17 protein-coding genes are annotated in these 16744 nt (G+C 60.2%); 9 read left to right on the forward strand and 8 right to left on the reverse strand.

Going from position 1 to position 16744, the window contains the following annotated elements; all coding sequences use genetic code 11:
* The first annotated feature begins 125 nt into the window (after positions 1-125).
* Complete coding sequence (locus GS614_RS03285; RefSeq protein ID WP_171725502.1) at positions 126-677, forward strand: hypothetical protein; 552 nt, start codon at positions 126-128, stop codon at positions 675-677.
* Here GS614_RS03285 and GS614_RS03290 read toward each other — a convergent pair whose 3' ends face one another.
* Positions 678-1817, reverse strand: a complete 1140-nt coding sequence (locus GS614_RS03290) for a deoxyguanosinetriphosphate triphosphohydrolase (protein ID WP_171328100.1) — start codon at positions 1815-1817, stop codon at positions 678-680.
* Between the two features lie 76 nt (positions 1818-1893).
* Here GS614_RS03290 and GS614_RS03295 point away from each other — a divergent pair, with 76 nt between their 5' ends.
* The gene (locus tag GS614_RS03295; RefSeq protein ID WP_152458245.1) at positions 1894-2217 is read left to right on the forward strand and encodes an iron-sulfur cluster assembly accessory protein; all 324 of its coding nucleotides are present in this window, start codon (positions 1894-1896) and stop codon (positions 2215-2217) included.
* A gap of 278 nt (positions 2218-2495) precedes the next feature.
* A complete protein-coding gene (gene xth / locus GS614_RS03300) occupies positions 2496-3275 on the forward strand; it encodes an exodeoxyribonuclease III (RefSeq protein WP_171614269.1) in 780 nt (259 codons plus the stop codon).
* 4 nt (positions 3276-3279) lie between these two features.
* Here xth and GS614_RS03305 read toward each other — a convergent pair whose 3' ends face one another.
* Both GS614_RS03305 and dksA read right to left on the reverse strand, forming a co-directional pair.
* Positions 3280-4425 (reverse strand): FAD-dependent oxidoreductase, encoded by a 1146-nt coding sequence (locus GS614_RS03305; RefSeq protein WP_171725503.1) that lies wholly within the window; start codon positions 4423-4425, stop codon positions 3280-3282.
* Between the two features lie 72 nt (positions 4426-4497).
* On the reverse strand, positions 4498-4920 hold the full coding sequence (dksA, locus tag GS614_RS03310) for an RNA polymerase-binding protein DksA (protein WP_171167736.1): 423 nt from the start codon (positions 4918-4920) through the stop codon (positions 4498-4500).
* 382 nt (positions 4921-5302) lie between these two features.
* Between dksA and GS614_RS03315 the strand changes: the two genes are divergently transcribed.
* The 5 genes from GS614_RS03315 (at position 5303) to GS614_RS03335 (ending at position 9439) form a co-directional block, all read left to right on the forward strand.
* Positions 5303-6148 (forward strand): MoxR family ATPase, encoded by an 846-nt coding sequence (locus tag GS614_RS03315; protein ID WP_152458249.1) that lies wholly within the window; start codon positions 5303-5305, stop codon positions 6146-6148.
* Positions 6149-6318: 170 nt separating this feature from the next.
* Complete coding sequence (locus tag GS614_RS03320; RefSeq protein WP_371809385.1) at positions 6319-6708, forward strand: N-acetyltransferase family protein; 390 nt, start codon at positions 6319-6321, stop codon at positions 6706-6708.
* Positions 6705-8072 (forward strand): DUF2927 domain-containing protein, encoded by a 1368-nt coding sequence (locus GS614_RS03325; RefSeq protein ID WP_171725505.1) that lies wholly within the window; start codon positions 6705-6707, stop codon positions 8070-8072. The genes GS614_RS03320 and GS614_RS03325 overlap by 4 nt, the downstream gene beginning before the upstream one ends.
* Positions 8053-8250: a hypothetical protein gene (locus GS614_RS03330; protein WP_171613446.1), complete on the forward strand. Its 198-nt coding sequence runs from the start codon at positions 8053-8055 to the stop codon at positions 8248-8250. The genes GS614_RS03325 and GS614_RS03330 overlap by 20 nt, the downstream gene beginning before the upstream one ends.
* Positions 8251-8254: 4 nt before the next feature.
* A complete protein-coding gene (locus GS614_RS03335; RefSeq protein WP_171167723.1) occupies positions 8255-9439 on the forward strand; it encodes a VWA domain-containing protein in 1185 nt (394 codons plus the stop codon).
* Positions 9440-9454: 15 nt separating this feature from the next.
* Here the strand turns inward: GS614_RS03335 and GS614_RS03340 are convergent, their stop codons facing one another.
* The gene (locus GS614_RS03340) at positions 9455-10939 is read right to left on the reverse strand and encodes an inorganic phosphate transporter (protein ID WP_171115489.1); all 1485 of its coding nucleotides are present in this window, start codon (positions 10937-10939) and stop codon (positions 9455-9457) included.
* Between the two features lie 209 nt (positions 10940-11148).
* Between GS614_RS03340 and GS614_RS03345 the strand changes: the two genes are divergently transcribed.
* Entirely contained in the window at positions 11149-11835 is a 687-nt protein-coding gene (locus GS614_RS03345) for a M48 family metallopeptidase (RefSeq protein ID WP_152458255.1), read from the forward strand.
* Between the two features lie 70 nt (positions 11836-11905).
* Here GS614_RS03345 and GS614_RS03350 read toward each other — a convergent pair whose 3' ends face one another.
* The 4 genes from GS614_RS03350 to GS614_RS03365 are packed head-to-tail and all read right to left on the reverse strand — an operon-like array spanning position 11906 to position 16737.
* Positions 11906-12448: an RSP_2648 family PIN domain-containing protein gene (locus GS614_RS03350; protein ID WP_171167719.1), complete on the reverse strand. Its 543-nt coding sequence runs from the start codon at positions 12446-12448 to the stop codon at positions 11906-11908.
* Positions 12445-13647, reverse strand: coding sequence for an RSP_2647 family RNA methyltransferase (locus tag GS614_RS03355; RefSeq protein ID WP_171725506.1), 1203 nt, complete (start codon positions 13645-13647; stop codon positions 12445-12447). The genes GS614_RS03350 and GS614_RS03355 overlap by 4 nt, the downstream gene beginning before the upstream one ends.
* A gap of 38 nt (positions 13648-13685) precedes the next feature.
* Positions 13686-13958 (reverse strand): hypothetical protein, encoded by a 273-nt coding sequence (locus tag GS614_RS03360; RefSeq protein ID WP_152458258.1) that lies wholly within the window; start codon positions 13956-13958, stop codon positions 13686-13688.
* The gene (locus GS614_RS03365; RefSeq protein WP_171725507.1) at positions 13942-16737 is read right to left on the reverse strand and encodes a glutamine-synthetase adenylyltransferase; all 2796 of its coding nucleotides are present in this window, start codon (positions 16735-16737) and stop codon (positions 13942-13944) included. The genes GS614_RS03360 and GS614_RS03365 overlap by 17 nt, the downstream gene beginning before the upstream one ends.
* Positions 16738-16744: the final 7 nt, after the last annotated feature.

The raw sequence follows: 16744 nt of genomic DNA on the forward strand, positions 1-16744 counted from the left end.
TCCTTTTGCTTGTCGCGGGGTTTACCACGCAAACCGGCAAGGTCAATGGACGCCTAATGTTTAAGCTTGGTTTGGCGAAACATCTCGCTAATCTCGGGCCTGTACGCCGCTACCGGAGACCGTTGATGCACCGCGCCTTGTCCTTTGCCTTGCTTTTGTCCACTGCCCTGCCTGTGCTGGCCGACCTGCCACAGCCCAAAGGCCATGTGCTGCTGACGCTGGGCGGCGCGGTCAGCGAAACAAACCTGCCTGCGCGGGGTGAGAATGACGGCGGTCTGCTGGGTTATCTGGAGGTGACGCATGACGGCGCGGCTGGTTTTGACGCAGCCATGCTGGACGGGCCGGAGCAGTTCGAGATCACGATCCCCTATGGTCCTCCGGGCAATGAGCGGGAATACAGGTTTTCAGGTCCGCTTTTGGCAGAGGTCATGACATTGGCGGGGGCCGAGGGGAAAACCGCTCTTCCCATGGCGCTGGATGGGTATCAGGCTGAAATCGAGTGGGACAGTATCGCCACGCACAAACCGATCGTTGCAACGCATGCTGATGGCGCACCGATGGGGATCGGAGGTTACGGCCCGACGATGATCGTGTTCCCACCAACGAAGAACGCCGAACAGTCCGCTAAACAAGCCGCTCAGCAAGTCTGGGCCATCGCTTACATAGCCGTGGAGTGATCAGCCCGTCAGCCGCGCATGGTCCTGCAAGGCAAATCGGTCGGTCATGCCCGCAATGTAATCGGAAACGATGCGGGCCAAGGCTGTGTCGTCCCTGGCAGCTTCAATGTCATCGTGCCAGCGCACAGGCATTTGCCTGGGATCGTTCATGTAGATCGGAAACAGATCTTCCACGATCTTTGCCACCTCTGCCCGCACTGACATCACCCTGGGTGCGCGATACATCCGTGTGAACAGAAACGACCTGATTTCACGCAGTTGCGCCCAAACTTCATCCGAGAACTGGATGACAGGATACCCAAGATGTCGGATTTCTTCGACGGACTGCGCGCCAGACACAGCAATGAGATCGTTCGAAGTGTTGATGACATCCGCCACCATGACCCCGAAAACCCGCCTGAGCGCTTCGTGACGTCGGCGATAGGAATCCAGCCCTGGGTATCTGGCATCCACCTCGGCGTAACAGACCCCGACAATCGGCAGGTCCTGCAAATCGTCATCCGTGAACAACCCTGCGCGCAACCCGTCCAGAAGATCGTGATTGTTGTAAGCTATGTCATCAGAAAGGGCGGCAACTTGCGCTTCCGCGCTGGCATGGGTGTGCAATTCAAGATCAAACTCCTGATCGCACTCGGCCAATGCCCAGGGCAGATCGCCCTCAACCGGCCCATTGTGCTTGGCTATCCCTTCCAGACATTCCCAGGTCAGGTTGCACCCATCGAATTCTGCATAGTGGCGCTCCAGCTTTGTGACGATCCGAATGGCCTGCGCGTTGTGATCAAAGCCACCATAGGGCTTCATCAACGCGTGCAGCGCGTCTTCGCCGGTATGTCCAAAGGGCGTGTGCCCCAAATCATGCGCCAGGGCCACGGCTTCGGTCAGCTCTGGGTTCAGGCCCAGGGCACCGGCAATGGTCCGGGCCACCTGCGCCACCTCGATGGAATGGGTCAGGCGGGTGCGGTAGCTATCGCCCTCATGCTCAACGAAAACTTGCGTCTTGTGTTTGAGGCGCCGAAAGGCACTGGCGTGAATGATCCTGTCCCGGTCGCGCTGAAAGCATGATCGGAAACTGCTTTCCTCCTCGGCTACGAGCCGTCCCCTGGTGCGGTCCGGATCCGAGGCAAAACTAGCTCTGTCCAAATGGCCCGTCCTTGTCGCCTGTCCTTGCACTTTCTATATTGTATGGCGTAACGGAAGGAAACCTTTGGAGACCGGCATGAATCTGCCCCCAACAGTCACGGATCGCGCCTTTGAACGCCTCGCAGAAATCGGCGCGGCGGATCAGGGTCAGGCACTGCGCGTCGCAGTGGAAGGCGGCGGTTGCTCAGGGTTTCAATACGAAATCGCTTTGGATACGCCAAAAGAAGATGATCTGGTCCTTGAAGGCAAAGGGCAAAAAGTCATTGTTGACGCCATTTCGCTGCCCTTTCTGGAAAACGCGGTTATCGACTTCACCCAGGAACTGATTGGCGCGCGATTTGTGATCGACAACCCCAACGCCACCTCTTCCTGTGGTTGTGGCACATCTTTTTCGATGTAACCGTGGGGGCTTTGCCCCCACACCCCCAGGATATTTTCAGCCAGATGAAGCAGGAGTCCGCCCTCTGACCGAAAGACCAGAGGGCTTCACCTGGCGCGGTCATCGGCGTCCCCGCCTGTCCCGCAACTTCAGCTTGAAGAAATTCGGTTAATAATCCGTTTCTTCATCTGGCCAAAAATATCCCGGAGCGCGAGGCAGAGCCTCGCAAATACGATCTCCGCCTTGCCGTTGGGCCCGTTCTGCGCGATAGGTTGCGCCAAGTATTCGGAGGATCGCGCATGAAAATCGCCACGTTCAACATCAACGGCATCAAAGCGCGGGTCGAAGCCCTGCCCCGTTGGCTGGACGAAGCGCAGCCGGACGTTGTGCTGTTGCAAGAGATCAAGTCGGTCGATGAAAACTTCCCGCGCGAGATATTCGAAGAGCGTGGGTTCAACGTGGAAACCCACGGACAAAAAAGCTTCAACGGCGTTGCAATCTTGTCGAAGCTTCCCCTCGAGGATGTATCCCGCGGCCTTCCCGGCGATGACGCGGATGAACAGGCCCGCTGGATAGAAGCCACCGTCGTTGGCAAAAAGGCTCTTCGGATCTGTGGGTTGTACCTGCCCAATGGCAATCCGGCACCCGGCCCGAAATACGATTACAAACTGGCATGGATGGAACGGCTATATGACCGTGCCCGTGATTTGCTGGCAACCGAAGAACCCGCGTTGATGGCGGGGGATTACAACATCATCCCGCAGGCGGAAGACGCCAAACGCCCCGAAGCATGGCGCGACGATGCATTGTTCCGCCCCGAAAGCCGCGCCGCATTCCGCAAGATCCTGAATCTGGGCTTCACCGAAGCGTTCCGGGCCACCACCCAAAGCGCGGGGCACTATTCATTCTGGGACTACCAGGCCGGGGCCTGGAACCGGAACGACGGAATTCGCATCGATCACTTTCTGCTGACCCCGCAAGCGGCAGATCTAATGCGGGATTGCCAGATTGATGCCGCCGTGCGCGGGCATGAAAAACCCTCGGATCACGTGCCTGTCTGGGTCGATCTGGATATTTAGCGGTTCAGGCCGTGACGTCGTAGCTGTATATCCATTCGTAGCGGCGTGACAATTTCCCCCCTATGGCCATAAGCGCACATTGGGCCGCCAAACGGACGGGGCCTGACAGGTGGAAATTGCGTGCGTTCGACCCCGCCGCGGCAACCACGCTTTCTGCCCTTGGCCTGCGCGTTTGCTCGTAGGCGGCAAGCGCGCTGGTGACGCCCGAGTGTTCGTCGAATGATCGTGCAAGCGTCCAGGCATCTTCCAGCGCCAGGCAGGCGCCTTGCGCCATGAACGGCAAGGTCGGATGCGCCGCGTCCCCCAGCAATGCCAGACGACCGTTCTGCCATTTTTCTGCGACCGGGCGCAGGAACAGGGCCCACAGATTCACATCCGAGACCTTTGACAGAATCTCACCTACCGGACCGCCGAACCCTGAAAAACGTGCGCGCAGCTCGTCCGGATCACCCTTCAGCTTCCATCCCTCTTCCCGCCAGTCCGAGCGTTCCTCGACCGCAACGATGTTCATCACGCTTTGATCGCGTAAAGGATAGGTTACGACATGCCGACCCGGCCCCATGGTCAGGGATGCCGTCACCACGCCTGAATCCGGTCGCCAGGGAATGGTGGCGCGCCAGGCGACCTGGTGCGTGAACGCGGGTGTCTCGGGCCCGTTCAGAGCCGGGCGAATCGTGCTTCGGCCACCGTCGGCGGCGATGACGCATTCGGCGCGCAGCAGTTCGCCGCCCGCCAACAGAATTTCGGCTTCGTTGGGGTGTTTCTGCACGTAGTACACCTTGGCCCCCAGACGGACATCCACACCGGCCTCGCGGGCCGCAGAATGCAGCAGATTCAACAGATCGGCACGGTGAAAATAATAGGTCGGGCCAGCCGAAGGCCCCGGAAGCCGGCTGACAACGCGGCCTTTGCGGTAGTCGCGCAAGATCGTACCGTGCGACTTCTGGCCCGCAGACAGATCCTCCACCCCAAGGGCGCGCAACACGCACATCCCGTTTGCACTGATCTGCAGACCCGCGCCAACCTCGGTCAATGCCGGGGCTTGCTCCAGCAGGGTGACCTGCGCCCCGTGTTGCCGCAGCGCCAACGCAGTCGCGAGACCGCCGATGCCGCCGCCAATTACACAGAAATTCAACCGATTGATCTTCATGCCCCTCGCATAACGCAGAAACGCCAGAGCCACAGGCCCCGGCGTTCGAAATTTTTCAGTTGCACCCGGCGATCAATCGTCGCGGTGGACCTTTTCGCGGCGCTCGTGGCGCTCTTGCGCCTCCAGCGTCATGGTTGCAATCGGACGTGCATCCAGGCGTTTCAGCGAAATCGGATCGCCCGTCTTTTCGCAGTAGCCGTATTCACCTTCTTCAATCCTGCGCAGGGCTGCGTCAATCTTGGCAACCAGCTTGCGCTGGCGGTCGCGAGTCCGCAGCTCCAGAGCGCGATCGGTCTCCTCGCTCGCGCGGTCTGCGACATCCGGGATGTTTCGGGTGTTGTCTTGCAGCCCTTCGATCGTATCGCGGCTGCCCGCCAAAAGCTCATTCTTCCAATCCAACAGCTTGCGGCGGAAATATTCAAGCTGACGTTCATTCATGAAAGGTTCATCTTCGGCCGGGCGGTAATCCTCCGGCAGAAAAACTTCCTGTTTCATATTTGCTCCCTCGGTATGGCCAGAAACGTCGGTCGCGGATGTTTCACCTGACATTTGGCACCCCCTTCTGCGCAGCGTTTAGCCGACGGGCGTGGGATTGTCACTACACAAACGTTGCTTCAGCACGCCCTCGTGCTGTTTTGTCTAAATATGAGACAAACAACAACAAAACCCTGTTTTTCTATGAAATTTAGCAGGCCTTTTTGAGGCAGGTGTCAATTGGCAGGGTACATTCGCGCGCACGAATCAACCAAAAGGGCTTGGAGTTCCTGCAAAAATCGCCTCAACCGACGCAGGGACGCGGGTTGTCAAAATCATTGACCGTCTGTAACCCGGACAACACAACCTGCCCACGGATCACGAAAAACCACACGAGAGGCCCATGACCGCACGCTTTCAAGGTACAGCCGAATATGTCGCCACTGACGATCTGACGATTGCCGTGAACGCCGCCGTCACACTTGAACGCCCATTGCTGGTCAAGGGCGAGCCCGGCACCGGCAAAACAGAGCTGGCCAAACAGGTGGCCGGCGCACTGGGGCTGAGGATGATTGAGTGGAATGTGAAATCCACCACCCGCGCGCAGCAGGGCCTGTATGAATATGACGCGGTCAGCCGCCTGCGGGACAGCCAGTTGGGTGAGGAACGCGTGCATGACGTGTCGAACTATATACGCAAGGGCAAGCTGTGGCAGGCCTTCGAGGCCGACGAAAAGGTCGTTCTGCTGATCGATGAGATCGACAAGGCCGATATCGAGTTTCCAAACGACCTTTTGCAGGAACTCGACAAGATGGAGTTCCATGTCTACGAGACAGGGGAAACGATCCGGGCCAAAAACCGCCCTATCGTCATCATCACCTCGAACAATGAAAAGGAACTGCCGGACGCGTTTCTGCGCCGCTGTTTCTTTCACTACATCCGCTTCCCGGACGAGGCCACGATGCGCCGCATCGTCGAGGTTCATCACCCCGGCATCAAGGATGCGCTGCTGACCACCGCCCTGACCCAGTTCTATGAAATCCGCGAGACGCAGGGGCTCAAGAAAAAGCCGTCAACATCGGAAGTGCTGGATTGGCTGAAGCTGCTGCTGGCCGAGGACCTGAGTGCCGAAGACCTCAAGCGCGGCGGCGCAGATGCGCTTCCGAAACTGCATGGCGCGTTGCTGAAGAACGAACAGGACGTGCATCTGTTCGAACGTCTGGCCTTTATGGCACGCGGCAAACGATAGCCGGAGGGGGACCGGTCGGTGATCATGGCTTGCCTTGGGACGGCCCGGATGCCAGCATCGGCCCATCTGGCGAAACAGAGCTTCGCCGCCCACAGAATCGGATGAATCGCGTGGCGAACGCACTGACAATCCGCACCCTGCGTGCCGAGGACAAAAGCCAATGGGCCGACATGTGGCGGGACTATCTGGCATTTTATGAAACTGCCCTGCCCGATGATGTATACGAAACAACCTTTTCCAGACTGCTGGGCGACGACCCGCAGGATTTTTCCTGCTTCGTTGCCGAGCAGAATGGCGCCCTGGCCGGACTGACACATTATCTGTTTCATCGCCACGCTTGGAAAGTGGAAAAGGTCTGTTACCTGCAAGACCTGTTCGCGCGACCCGAGGCACGGGGGGCAGGCGTTGGCCGGGCCTTGATCCAGGCGGTCTATGATGAGGCAGATCGTCAGGGCGCACCGTCGGTCTATTGGCTGACCCAGGAATTCAACCAAACCGCGCGGAAACTGTATGATCGCATCGGCACACTGACACCGTTCATCAAGTACGCCCGCTCATGAAGCGATTGAGTGCCCTTTTTCTGGCACTGGTTGTTGCTGGCTGCGCGACGGTTGAAACGATCGAGCTGCCCGATCAGGTCACGGTCGTCGAAGCAAGCCTGCCGCCTGCCAAGTCTTTTTCAACGGCACGTCCTTCGCCGCCTGCTAGGTCCAACACAAACATCGCCTCTGACTTCCTGTCCCTGCATTTCGAACTGGAAAGCGGCGCCGCCCTGCCCGTTTTCACGCGTTTTGAGACCCCGGTCACTGTCCGTCTGACCGGATCGCCGACCGCAAGCATGCAGCAGGATCTGACCCGGTTGCTAAACCGTCTGAAGCGCGAGGCCGGGATCAACATCCGACAGATCGACGAAGGACAGGCCAATATCACCATCGAAGCCGTCAGCCAGAAAGACATTCTGCGCATTCTGCCCAATGCGGCCTGTTTCGTCGTCCCCAACTCCTCGAGCCTTGAAGAATATCGCCGTGACCGCCGAAAAATCAAAAGCAGCTGGACTGAACTGCGCAAACGCGAACGGCTTGGGATTTTCATCCCATACGACGTCAGTCCGCAGGAAATACGTGATTGCCTGCATGAAGAACTGGCACAAGCGCTTGGTCCGCTGAACGATCTGTATCACCTGCCGGATTCGGTGTTCAACGACGACAATATCCATACGGTTCTGACCGGGTTTGACATGCTGATCCTGCGGGCTGCTTATGCGCCGGAACTGCGCACTGGCATGACCCGCGATCAGGTCGCCGCGGTCATCCCGGGGGTTCTCAGCCGGATGAACCCGCGCGGGGACAGGGTGCCCGTTCAACCCTTCACGGATACGCCGCGCGAGTGGATTGACGCGATTCAGAAATCACTGGGGCCGGGGTCGGGTTCGCCCAGACAGATGCGCGCGGCGCGAAAGGCGGCACGGATCGGGCAGCAACAGGGATGGACAGATCACCGCCGCGCCTATCCCCATTATCTGATGGGCCGGATGGAACAATTCCGGGACCCCAACGAAGCTCAGCGCCAGTTTCAGATTGCGCAGCAATTTCTGAAGGCCACGCCCGGCACAGAGGTGCATCAGGCCTATGTCACCACGCAAACTGCGGCATTTGCGCTGGCACAGGACAAGGGGCCCAGTGTTCTGCCTGAACTGGACAGGGCCATCGATGTCATGACACGGGCTGAAAATGCGTCTCTGCTGGCCACGTTGTTGTTGCTGAAATCAGAAGCGCTGAAACAGGCGGGGCAGATACAGCAGGCACGTGCCGTCAGGCTGGACAGCCTGGGATGGGCGCGGTACGGGTTTGGTTCGGATCTGGTGGCCCAGTCATTGTCGCGGGGCAATGGCCGAAGAAACACGGATGGCACGAAAGACGGATGACACACATATGTTGGTAGTTCTGGGAATGGCGGCACTGGGTGCGACCTTGGGCGCACTGGCCGCGAAAAAGCGCAGCGGCAATCGGGCCGACATGGCGCAATATGCCGCCGGATACGGCATTGCCTTTGCGCTGGTGGGTCTGGTGATCTCGTTGGTTCTGGTGCGTTTGGTGGGCTGACACGATGTTCCTGCCCTTTTTCGAAAACCTTCGCAAAGCTGGCATCCCGGTATCGCTGCGGGAGTATCTGACTTTTCTGGAAGGCATGAAAAAGGGTCTGGCCACCTATGATGTCGAGGCGTTCTACTATCTCGCGCGCGTGTCGATGGTGAAGGACGAACGCAACATCGACAAGTTCGACCGCGCCTTTGCCGCCAGTTTCGAAGGACTGAACGAGATCAGCTTCGATCAGGTTCTGGAAGCCGTTGACATCCCTGGCGACTGGCTGGCCAAAATGGCCGAAAAGCACCTGTCGGATGAAGAAAAAGCCGAGATCGAGGCGCTTGGCGGTTTCGACAAGCTGATGGACACGCTGCGCGAGCGTCTCAAGGAACAACAAGGCCGCCATCAGGGCGGCAACAAGTGGATCGGCACGGCCGGGACCTCTCCTTTCGGGGCCTATGGCTACAACCCCGAAGGCGTGCGCATCGGCCAAAAGGAAAGCCGCCACCAGCGCGCGGTCAAGGTTTGGGACAAGCGCGAATTCAGAAACCTGGACGACACGGTTGAACTGGGCACGCGCAACATCAAGGTTGCCCTGAAACGCCTGCGCCGCTGGGCGCGCGAAGGTGCTGCGGAAGAACTGGATCTGGACGGCACCATTCGCGCCACGGCCGAACACGGCTATCTGGACGTCAAGACCCGCCCCGAACGTCACAACGCGGTCAAGGTCCTGCTGTTCCTGGATGTTGGCGGTTCAATGGACCCGCATATCAAAGTGGTGGAAGAGCTGTTTTCAGCCGCACGGTCCGAGTTCAAGCATCTGGAATATTATTATTTCCACAATTGCCTTTACGAAGGCGTCTGGCGTGACAATCGCCGCCGCTGGGACCAGCAGACGCCCACGCATGAAGTGTTGCGCACCTATGGGCCCGACTACAAATGCATCTTCGTCGGCGACGCCTCGATGAGCCCATATGAGATCGCCTATCCCGGCGGCGCCAACGAGCATTGGAACGCCGAGGCCGGGCAAGTCTGGCTGCATCGGGCGCGGGATCAATGGGCGTCGAACCTGTGGATCAATCCCGTGCCCGAGAAATATTGGGAATACACCCATTCCATCGGCATGATTCAGGAAATCTTCGAAGGCCACATGGTGCCGATGACCCTGGCAGGGCTGGAACAGGGAATGAAAGCGCTGACCCGTTGAGGTCAGCGCCAGAGTTTACCCGGCAATCACCTGAATCCCAAGAAACAGGATCGCTGCCAGCATTGCTGCTGCGGGAACAGTGATAACCCACGCGGCAACGATGGTCAGGAAATGCGACCGGCGAACCAGCTTGCGGCGGCGGCGTTCTTCCGGCGCGACGCGGGGGCGTTCGGGAAAGGCCAGCCTTGCGCGTTTCAGCCTCCGCTCGGCATCCCATTCCCGGAAGAACCCGACCCCGAATACAGCGCCAACCGCGATATGGGTGGAACTGACAGGCAGGCCCAGCCAGCTTGCAACGATCACAGTGATCGCGGCCGACAGGGCGACGCAATAGGCCCGCATCGGGTTGAGCTTGGTGATCTGGCTGCCGACCATGCGGATCAGTTTCGGACCAAACAGGAACAGGCCGAACGATATCCCGAACGCACCGATGACCATGACCCAATGGGGAATGCTGACGGCATGAGTGAAATCGCCCGAGGCAGAAGCCTGCACAATCGCGGCCAACGGCCCCACCGCGTTGGCAACGTCATTTGCGCCATGCGCAAAGCTCAGCAGCGCTGCAGAGACGATCAGTGGAATTCCAAACAGAATCTTCAGCGATTTATTGCGGTTCTCAAGCCCTTCGGACTGGCGGCGGATCACCGGGATCATCACTGCCCAGATCAGCCCTCCACACGCCGCACCGATCAGCAACGCCGTCCCGAGATCGATCTTGATGATCTTCTTGAGGCCCTTGAGCGCCAGATAAGATGCAAAGGCGCCCGCCATGATCCCGACCAGCATCGGCACCCATTTGCGGGCCGCGGCGATCTTGTCTTCCTGATAGATGATCCTGGCCTTGATGAACCACAGGAAACCGGCTGCGACCAAGCCTCCCAGAAGTGGCGAGATCACCCAACTGGCGGCGATTTTGCTCATGGTACCCCAGCTTACGGCGCCGAACCCAGCCGCGGCGATCCCTGCCCCCATGACGCCGCCCACAACCGAATGCGTGGTGGAAACCGGCGCGCCGACCCATGTGGCCAGATTGACCCAAAGCGCCGAGGACAGCAGCGCCGCCATCATCGCCCAAATGAAGACGTTGGCCGTTCCCATGCTTTCCGGCGCAATAATTCCCTTGGCGATGGTCGACACGACATCGCCCCCGGCAATGAGCGCCCCGGCGCTTTCAAAAATGGCGGCAATCGCGATGGCACCGCCCATGGTCAGCGCATTCGCCCCCACCGCAGGGGCCATGTTGTTGGCGACGTCATTGGCCCCGATATTCAGCGCCATATAGGCCCCGAACATCGCCGCGATCACGACGACAAGCGCGTTGTTGCCCTGCCCGAACAGAAAAGCGGCCACAAGGCCTGCGGTGACAATGAATGCCAGGGCAATCCCTGAGCCCACAAAGGGCCGTCCAGCCTGTGCGGTCGCCATTTCTAGGCGTGAAAAGCGCCGCAAATCCCGGTCGAGTGTTTCCAGGTGACGCGCTTCATAGTTCTTGTCGGTCATGGGTCCCCCATCGATAGCGCCCCGTCGGTTAAGTGGGATCGTTGAAATAATCAACAGCTCATATCGCAAGATCACAACTTATCGAAGGTTGTGCCTGTTTCGGCGCACGAGGAGGGTTGTGCTGACTTCGACGCACGAACATGCGGGTCCCGACGAACATCCCGCAGGTGTGACTTGCGCAATGCCCATGTTCGGACCATATCTTTGACATGCTTCGATTGACCCCGATCCTGCTGGCAATTGGCTACGCCATCGTGATGTACCGTATTTCGGTCTGGCGCACCCATCGTGAGCTGGACGCAAAATCGACCGAACTGGCCGACCCGGTGCTGAAACGGATGACGGACCGGCTGGCCGCAGCTTTGGAAATCGATCGGGTCCCCGTCTATATCTACGAGATCGACCCGGTGAACGGGCTGGCTGCTCCGGACGGTCGGATTTTCATCACGCGCGGGTTTTACCGAAAATTCCGCAACGGAGAGGTTTCGGCCGAGGAGATGGCCAGCGTGATCGCACATGAGTTGGGGCACGTTGCCTTGGGTCATGCAAAGCGACGGATGATTGATTTTTCAGGTCAAAACGCAATGCGGACGGCGCTGATCATGGTGCTGAACCGGTTTATTCCGTTCATCGGAGCGATGATTGCGAATGCCTTGACGTCATTGCTGGCCTCGCGCCTGTCACGACAGGATGAGTATGAGGCAGACGAATATGCCGCCGCCTTGCTGACCAAGGCCGGAATCGGGATCGGGCCGCAGAAATCCTTGTTTCACAAGCTGGAAGACCTGACGCAGCAACGGGCGGGCGTTGCCCCGGCATGGTTGATGAGCCACCCGAAAACGGGTGAGCGCATTGCGGCACTGGAGGCCCTTGAGCAGCGTTGGGCGCGTGGCTGAGGGTGCGCAGCGAGAGGCCAGCCTCTCGCGCTCTCCGGGATATTTTTAGCCAGATGAAGGGGGCCCCAGTCTATTGGGTGAGCGCCTTGCCAAGGCGTGGAAGGCGGGCCTTTTTCATCAGCGCCCGCAAGGTCCATTGGTGGCCGGAAAGGCGGATGGCTTCACTCAGAACGCGATCGGCGATGGTCGCCAGGCCGTCAGGGTCCGATAGCCAGAGACCATGCAGCAAGCCGTCGGGATCTCGGCGGTCGAGCCCCTCCTCTGCCAGAATATTTCTGGGGAAATCCTTGGCGTTGACGGTGACGATGACGTCAGCCGAGGCCGTGATGGCCGTCGCCAGGACGTGGATATCGGCTGCGTCGGGCAGCCAGAGGCGCTGCTCCAACCCCGGGACCGGCGCGCGTTCGGCCTGCGGCCACTGCGCCTGCGCCAAGGCAATTTCGGCGCGGGCTTGCGCCTCGCCCGTCGGGCCCAGCTTGCGCGCGGCGCGGGCCCATTCTTCGAGGATGCGGGCAGACCAGATCGGAGTGAAATGGCCAAGGCGGGCCGCGCCCAGCAGCATCTCGCGCATCACCGTGGGATAGATGACGCAGGTGTCGAGAACGGCCTTCACAGGCGGTAGAACACTGCTTTGAGGTAGCCGCTTTCCGCCAGTTGCGGCAGTTGCGGGTGATCCGGACCCGCAAACTCGGTGTGGATCAGTTGCGCCTGACGCCCGGCGCGCCCGATCCCACGGGAGGACGCATCGCGGAACCGGCTCAGGTCAGCCGCGTGCGAACATGAACACAGCCCCAGATAACCACCGGGTTTGACCAGAGGCGCCGCCAGTCGTGCGATACGTTCATAGGCGCGCAGCCCCGCATCCAGCGCTTGTCTGGACGGTGCAAACGCGGGCGGATCGCAGATCACCACGTCAAATCGCGCGCCTTCTTCGCCCAATTGGGTCAGAACCTCGAACGCGTCGCCCTGTCGGGTCTGGAACTTTTCAGCAAGGCCCGACGCCTCGGCCCCTTGTTTCGCGAGGTCGAGCGCGGCGGCTGAGCCATCGACGGACAATGCCTGCCCCGCTCCACCTGCAAGCATCGCCAGACCGAAGCCGCCCACATGGCTGAACACGTCCAGCACCTGCGCATCGGGATGAACCAGGCGCGCGGCAAAGGCGTGGTTGGGGCGCTGGTCGTAAAACAGCCCGGTCTTCTGACCGCCTGTCAGATCCGCCATGTAGGTGGCGCCATTCATCGGCACAGGCAGGGGCGCATCGGGCGCGGATCCGCGCAATACTTGGTTGACGTCGTCCAACCCCTCCAGCCCGCGTGTACGGCCCGAGGCGTTCTTCAGCACCGTGGTCACGCCAGTGACTTTGACCAGAGCTTGGGTCAGCAGGCCCAGATGCGCCTCAGCCCAGGCCGCGTTGGGCTGAATGACGCAGGCCTCGCCAAAGCGGTCGATGATGACGCCGGGGAAGCCGTCCGCTTCGGCATGGATCAGGCGATAATATGGGGTGTCAAACAGGCTTTCTCGCAGATCGAGGGCGCGCTGCAAACGGTTCTCGAACCATGTCGCGTCAAGCTGCGCATCGATGTCACGGTCCAGCACCCGGCACATGATCTTGGACGCGGGGTTGACCGCGACCAGCGCGACGGGCGCCCGTTTGTCATCTTCGAGCACCGCCAATGCGCCCGCGGGGATTTTTCTGGTACGGCGGTCCGAGACGATGTCATTGGCGTAGACCCAGGGGAAACCATGGCGCAGGCCGCGCGCATTGGCTTTGGGTTTCAGGCGGATACGGGGACGGTCGGCAGATTGGGTCATGGCGCCCTCATAGTCCTGAACGCGCCGGTGGGAAAGCCCTAGCGGTTACGGGATCGCCAACCGCCGCGGCGTTTTGGGGCCTTTGCCGTCTGAAGGCCTTCGGTCAGAACCTGTGTCATCGGATGATCGGGGTTCTGCTCGGCATAGCCCGCGTGCAGCTCGGCCAGCGCCGTGTTCTGGTCGCGATCCGCAGGAAGGCTCAGCGCCCAGTCCAAAAAGATGCTGCGGCACTCTGGCAGGGTGATGCCGTCGATTCGATAGGCTTCGCGGATCAGACCTTTGTGGTCGTTGGGATCACTGCTGCGCGCCATCTTCTTCCCCCTTGATCACGCCGCCGATCAGATCGGCCGCGGTCGTGTAACATTCCTGCAATGCCGCCTGCAACGCCTCGACCTGTTCGAACCCGGTGGCGCGGCACAAAAATGCAGTACCGCCTTCGCCGATCTTGTCGGCTTCGATTGTCTTGCCCGACAGCAACCGCGCGGCGCATTGCACTGACCAGAATAGGTCATAGCAGTCTTTCAGAGATTGCGCCTGCGCGACATCCAGCAACCCGGCTGCGACAGCACCATCCAGACCCGACGCGACATCGCGCTGCGCGGACCCTGCCAGCAAAGCACCGGTTTCGGCCATCAATTCGATATCCATCAGCCGGCCGGGGCCGTTCTTGGCGTCCCAGATGCCGGCGGGTGCCTTGGCCGCGGCCAGACGTGACCGCATCTCGGCCACTTCGCGCAGAACCTTCCCCTGCTCTCGCGGGTGCGACAGAAACTCGGTGCGGAAGGCTTCGATTTCCTCGGCCAGTCCGGCGTCCCCGGCAACAACATGCGCGCGGGTCAGAGCCAGATGCTCCCACACCCAGGCTTCGTTCCGCTGGTAATTGACAAAGCTGGCCCAACTGGTCGCAACCGGCCCCTGATTGCCCGAGGGACGCAATCGCATATCGACCTCATACAAGCGTCCCTGCGACATCGGCGCGGACAATGCCGTGATCAGGGCCTGCGTGAACCGCGCATAATACGTGCGCGTGGCCAAAGGGCGCGGACCGTCAGACATGTCCTGATCCAAAGGATCGTAGATGACGATCATGTCCAGATCGGATTGCGAGTTGATCCGGCCTGCCCCCAGCGACCCCATCCCAAGCACGGCAGCGCCGCGCCCCGGTGCAGGGCCGTGTTTGCGGGCGAAATTTTCGGTGACATGCGGCAGGATGGCCGCGATGACCGACTGCGCAAGCTCGGCATATTGCCGACCTGCCTTCTTTCCGTCGATCAGGCCGCGCAGGTGATGCACGCCGACCCGGAAATGCCACTCCTTGCACCAGCGCCGGGCAAGATCAAGCTGGGTTTCATAATCCGTTTCTTCCGACAAAGCCTGCGTCAATTCCGCTTGCAACGCCTTTTGCCCGGGCCAATCCGCAAAGAAACTGCCCCCGATCACCGCATCAAACACCGACGCATTGCGGGACAGGTGCGAAGCCAGAGCATGCGAGGTTCCGACGATATCGATCAGCAAGTCGATCAGTTGCGGATTCGCCTCGAATAGCGAAAACAGCTGCACCCCGGCGGGCAGGCCCGCCAGGAACCCGTCCAAAGCCAACAATGCTTCGTCGGGCTTGGCGGTTTTGGCCAGACGTGACAGCAACTCGGGGCGCAGACGTTCGAAAATCCGCGCGCCGCGCTGGGACCTGAGGGCCGGATATGTCGTCCATCGAGCCAGAACGTTCTTGTCGAACTCCACATCCTGTACATGGGCGGGCGCCGCACCAGGTCCGGGGGCAAAGAACACTTCGGTCAGCTCATGCACTTCGGTCAGACGGTTTTTCAGGTCCTGCGTCAACTCGGCACTGCTGATACCCATCAGGCAGGCGACGCGTTCGATCCCGTCGGGTGAGTTCGGCACCTTGTGGGTCTGGGCATCATGAATCATCTGGATGCGATGTTCGACTTCGCGGTGCGCGCGGTAATGATCGGTCAGCTTGTCCGCCACATCCTGTGGCACCCAGCCTTTTGCCGCCAGCGCCGCCAGCCCGGGAACCGTGCCTCGTACCCGCAGGTCAGCGTCCCGCCCGCCCGCGATCAACTGGCGGGTTTGCGTGAAAAACTCGATCTCGCGGATACCGCCCTGCCCCAGTTTCATGTCGTGACCGGGGATCGACAAAGACCCGCCCGTCCCTTTGTTTTCCCGGATGCGCAGGCGCATGTCATGGGCGTCCTGAATGGCGGCAAAGTCCAGATGGCGGCGCCAGACAAAGGGGCGCAAGCCGTCAAGGAAACGCTGCCCCGCATCCAGATCCCCGGCGCAGGGCCGCGCCTTGATGTAAGCCGCACGCTCCCACGTGCGACCGAGGCTTTCGTAATACCGCTCGGCGGCCTCCATCGCCATGCAAACCGGTGTCACGGCCGGGTCGGGGCGCAGCCTCAGATCCGTTCGGAACACATAGCCATCCGCCGTCTTCTCGCTCAACGTCGCACAGAAGTTGCGCGTGGCCCGAACCATGCCCTGCCGGGCCTCGTAAAAGTCATCGGGGTCAAAGCGCGTCTCATCAAACAGGACAATAAGATCGATATCCGAGCTGTAGTTCAGCTCATGCGCGCCCATCTTTCCCATCGCCAGTATGACCAGGCCGGCTGCGGTTTCGACATCATCCTCGGTCATGCCCGGCAGCTTCTTGCGCCGGATCAATGTTGCGATCTCGGCCTTGGCGGCAACATCCGCGGCCAGCGCACCGAAATCGGTCAGGGCCGCCGTGACCTTCTCCAATGGCCATGCACCTGCAATATCGGCCAACGCCGTAAGCAGAGCCATTCGCCGCTTGGCCTGCCGCAATCCGGGTTTCAACTGATCCGGCGGCAGATCACGCACAACAGCCATGACGTCAGCCAATGCCTGATCCGGGTGCATCAGGGCCTCGGGCAGCCAGCTCTTCTCTTGTTCGATCATACTTTTCAGATAGGGGCTGGAACCGGCGGTGCCCGCCACCAAATCCGCCATCTCGGCCGGCAAATCAGGCATCAGGGCCCGCGCTTCGGCCCCCAGGGATGGATCGAAAGCGCGCGGAAGTCTTGAAATGGCTAAAACGTCTGTCATGGGCGCA

The organism is Ruegeria sp. HKCCD6604, assembly GCF_013110635.1.
GTDB lineage: Bacteria > Pseudomonadota > Alphaproteobacteria > Rhodobacterales > Rhodobacteraceae > Ruegeria.

Bases quoted from the DNA above. Each gene is read 5' to 3' on its own strand.
- GS614_RS03285 (WP_171725502.1), top strand. From the start codon at position 126: ATGCACCGCGCCTTGTCCTTTGCCTTGCTTTTGTCCACTGCCCTGCCT.
- GS614_RS03295 (WP_152458245.1), top strand. From the start codon at position 1,894: ATGAATCTGCCCCCAACAGTCACGGATCGCGCCTTTGAACGCCTCGCA.
- xth (WP_171614269.1), top strand. From the start codon at position 2,496: ATGAAAATCGCCACGTTCAACATCAACGGCATCAAAGCGCGGGTCGAA.
- GS614_RS03305 (WP_171725503.1), bottom strand. From the start codon at position 4,425: ATGAAGATCAATCGGTTGAATTTCTGTGTAATTGGCGGCGGCATCGGC.
- dksA (WP_171167736.1), bottom strand. From the start codon at position 4,920: ATGAAACAGGAAGTTTTTCTGCCGGAGGATTACCGCCCGGCCGAAGAT.
- GS614_RS03315 (WP_152458249.1), top strand. From the start codon at position 5,303: ATGACCGCACGCTTTCAAGGTACAGCCGAATATGTCGCCACTGACGAT.
- GS614_RS03320 (WP_371809385.1), top strand. From the start codon at position 6,319: ATGTGGCGGGACTATCTGGCATTTTATGAAACTGCCCTGCCCGATGAT.
- GS614_RS03325 (WP_171725505.1), top strand. From the start codon at position 6,705: ATGAAGCGATTGAGTGCCCTTTTTCTGGCACTGGTTGTTGCTGGCTGC.
- GS614_RS03330 (WP_171613446.1), top strand. From the start codon at position 8,053: ATGGCACGAAAGACGGATGACACACATATGTTGGTAGTTCTGGGAATG.
- GS614_RS03335 (WP_171167723.1), top strand. From the start codon at position 8,255: ATGTTCCTGCCCTTTTTCGAAAACCTTCGCAAAGCTGGCATCCCGGTA.
- GS614_RS03340 (WP_171115489.1), bottom strand. From the start codon at position 10,939: ATGACCGACAAGAACTATGAAGCGCGTCACCTGGAAACACTCGACCGG.
- GS614_RS03345 (WP_152458255.1), top strand. From the start codon at position 11,149: ATGCTTCGATTGACCCCGATCCTGCTGGCAATTGGCTACGCCATCGTG.
- GS614_RS03355 (WP_171725506.1), bottom strand. From the start codon at position 13,647: ATGACCCAATCTGCCGACCGTCCCCGTATCCGCCTGAAACCCAAAGCC.
- GS614_RS03360 (WP_152458258.1), bottom strand. From the start codon at position 13,958: ATGGCGCGCAGCAGTGATCCCAACGACCACAAAGGTCTGATCCGCGAA.
- GS614_RS03365 (WP_171725507.1), bottom strand. From the start codon at position 16,737: ATGACAGACGTTTTAGCCATTTCAAGACTTCCGCGCGCTTTCGATCCA.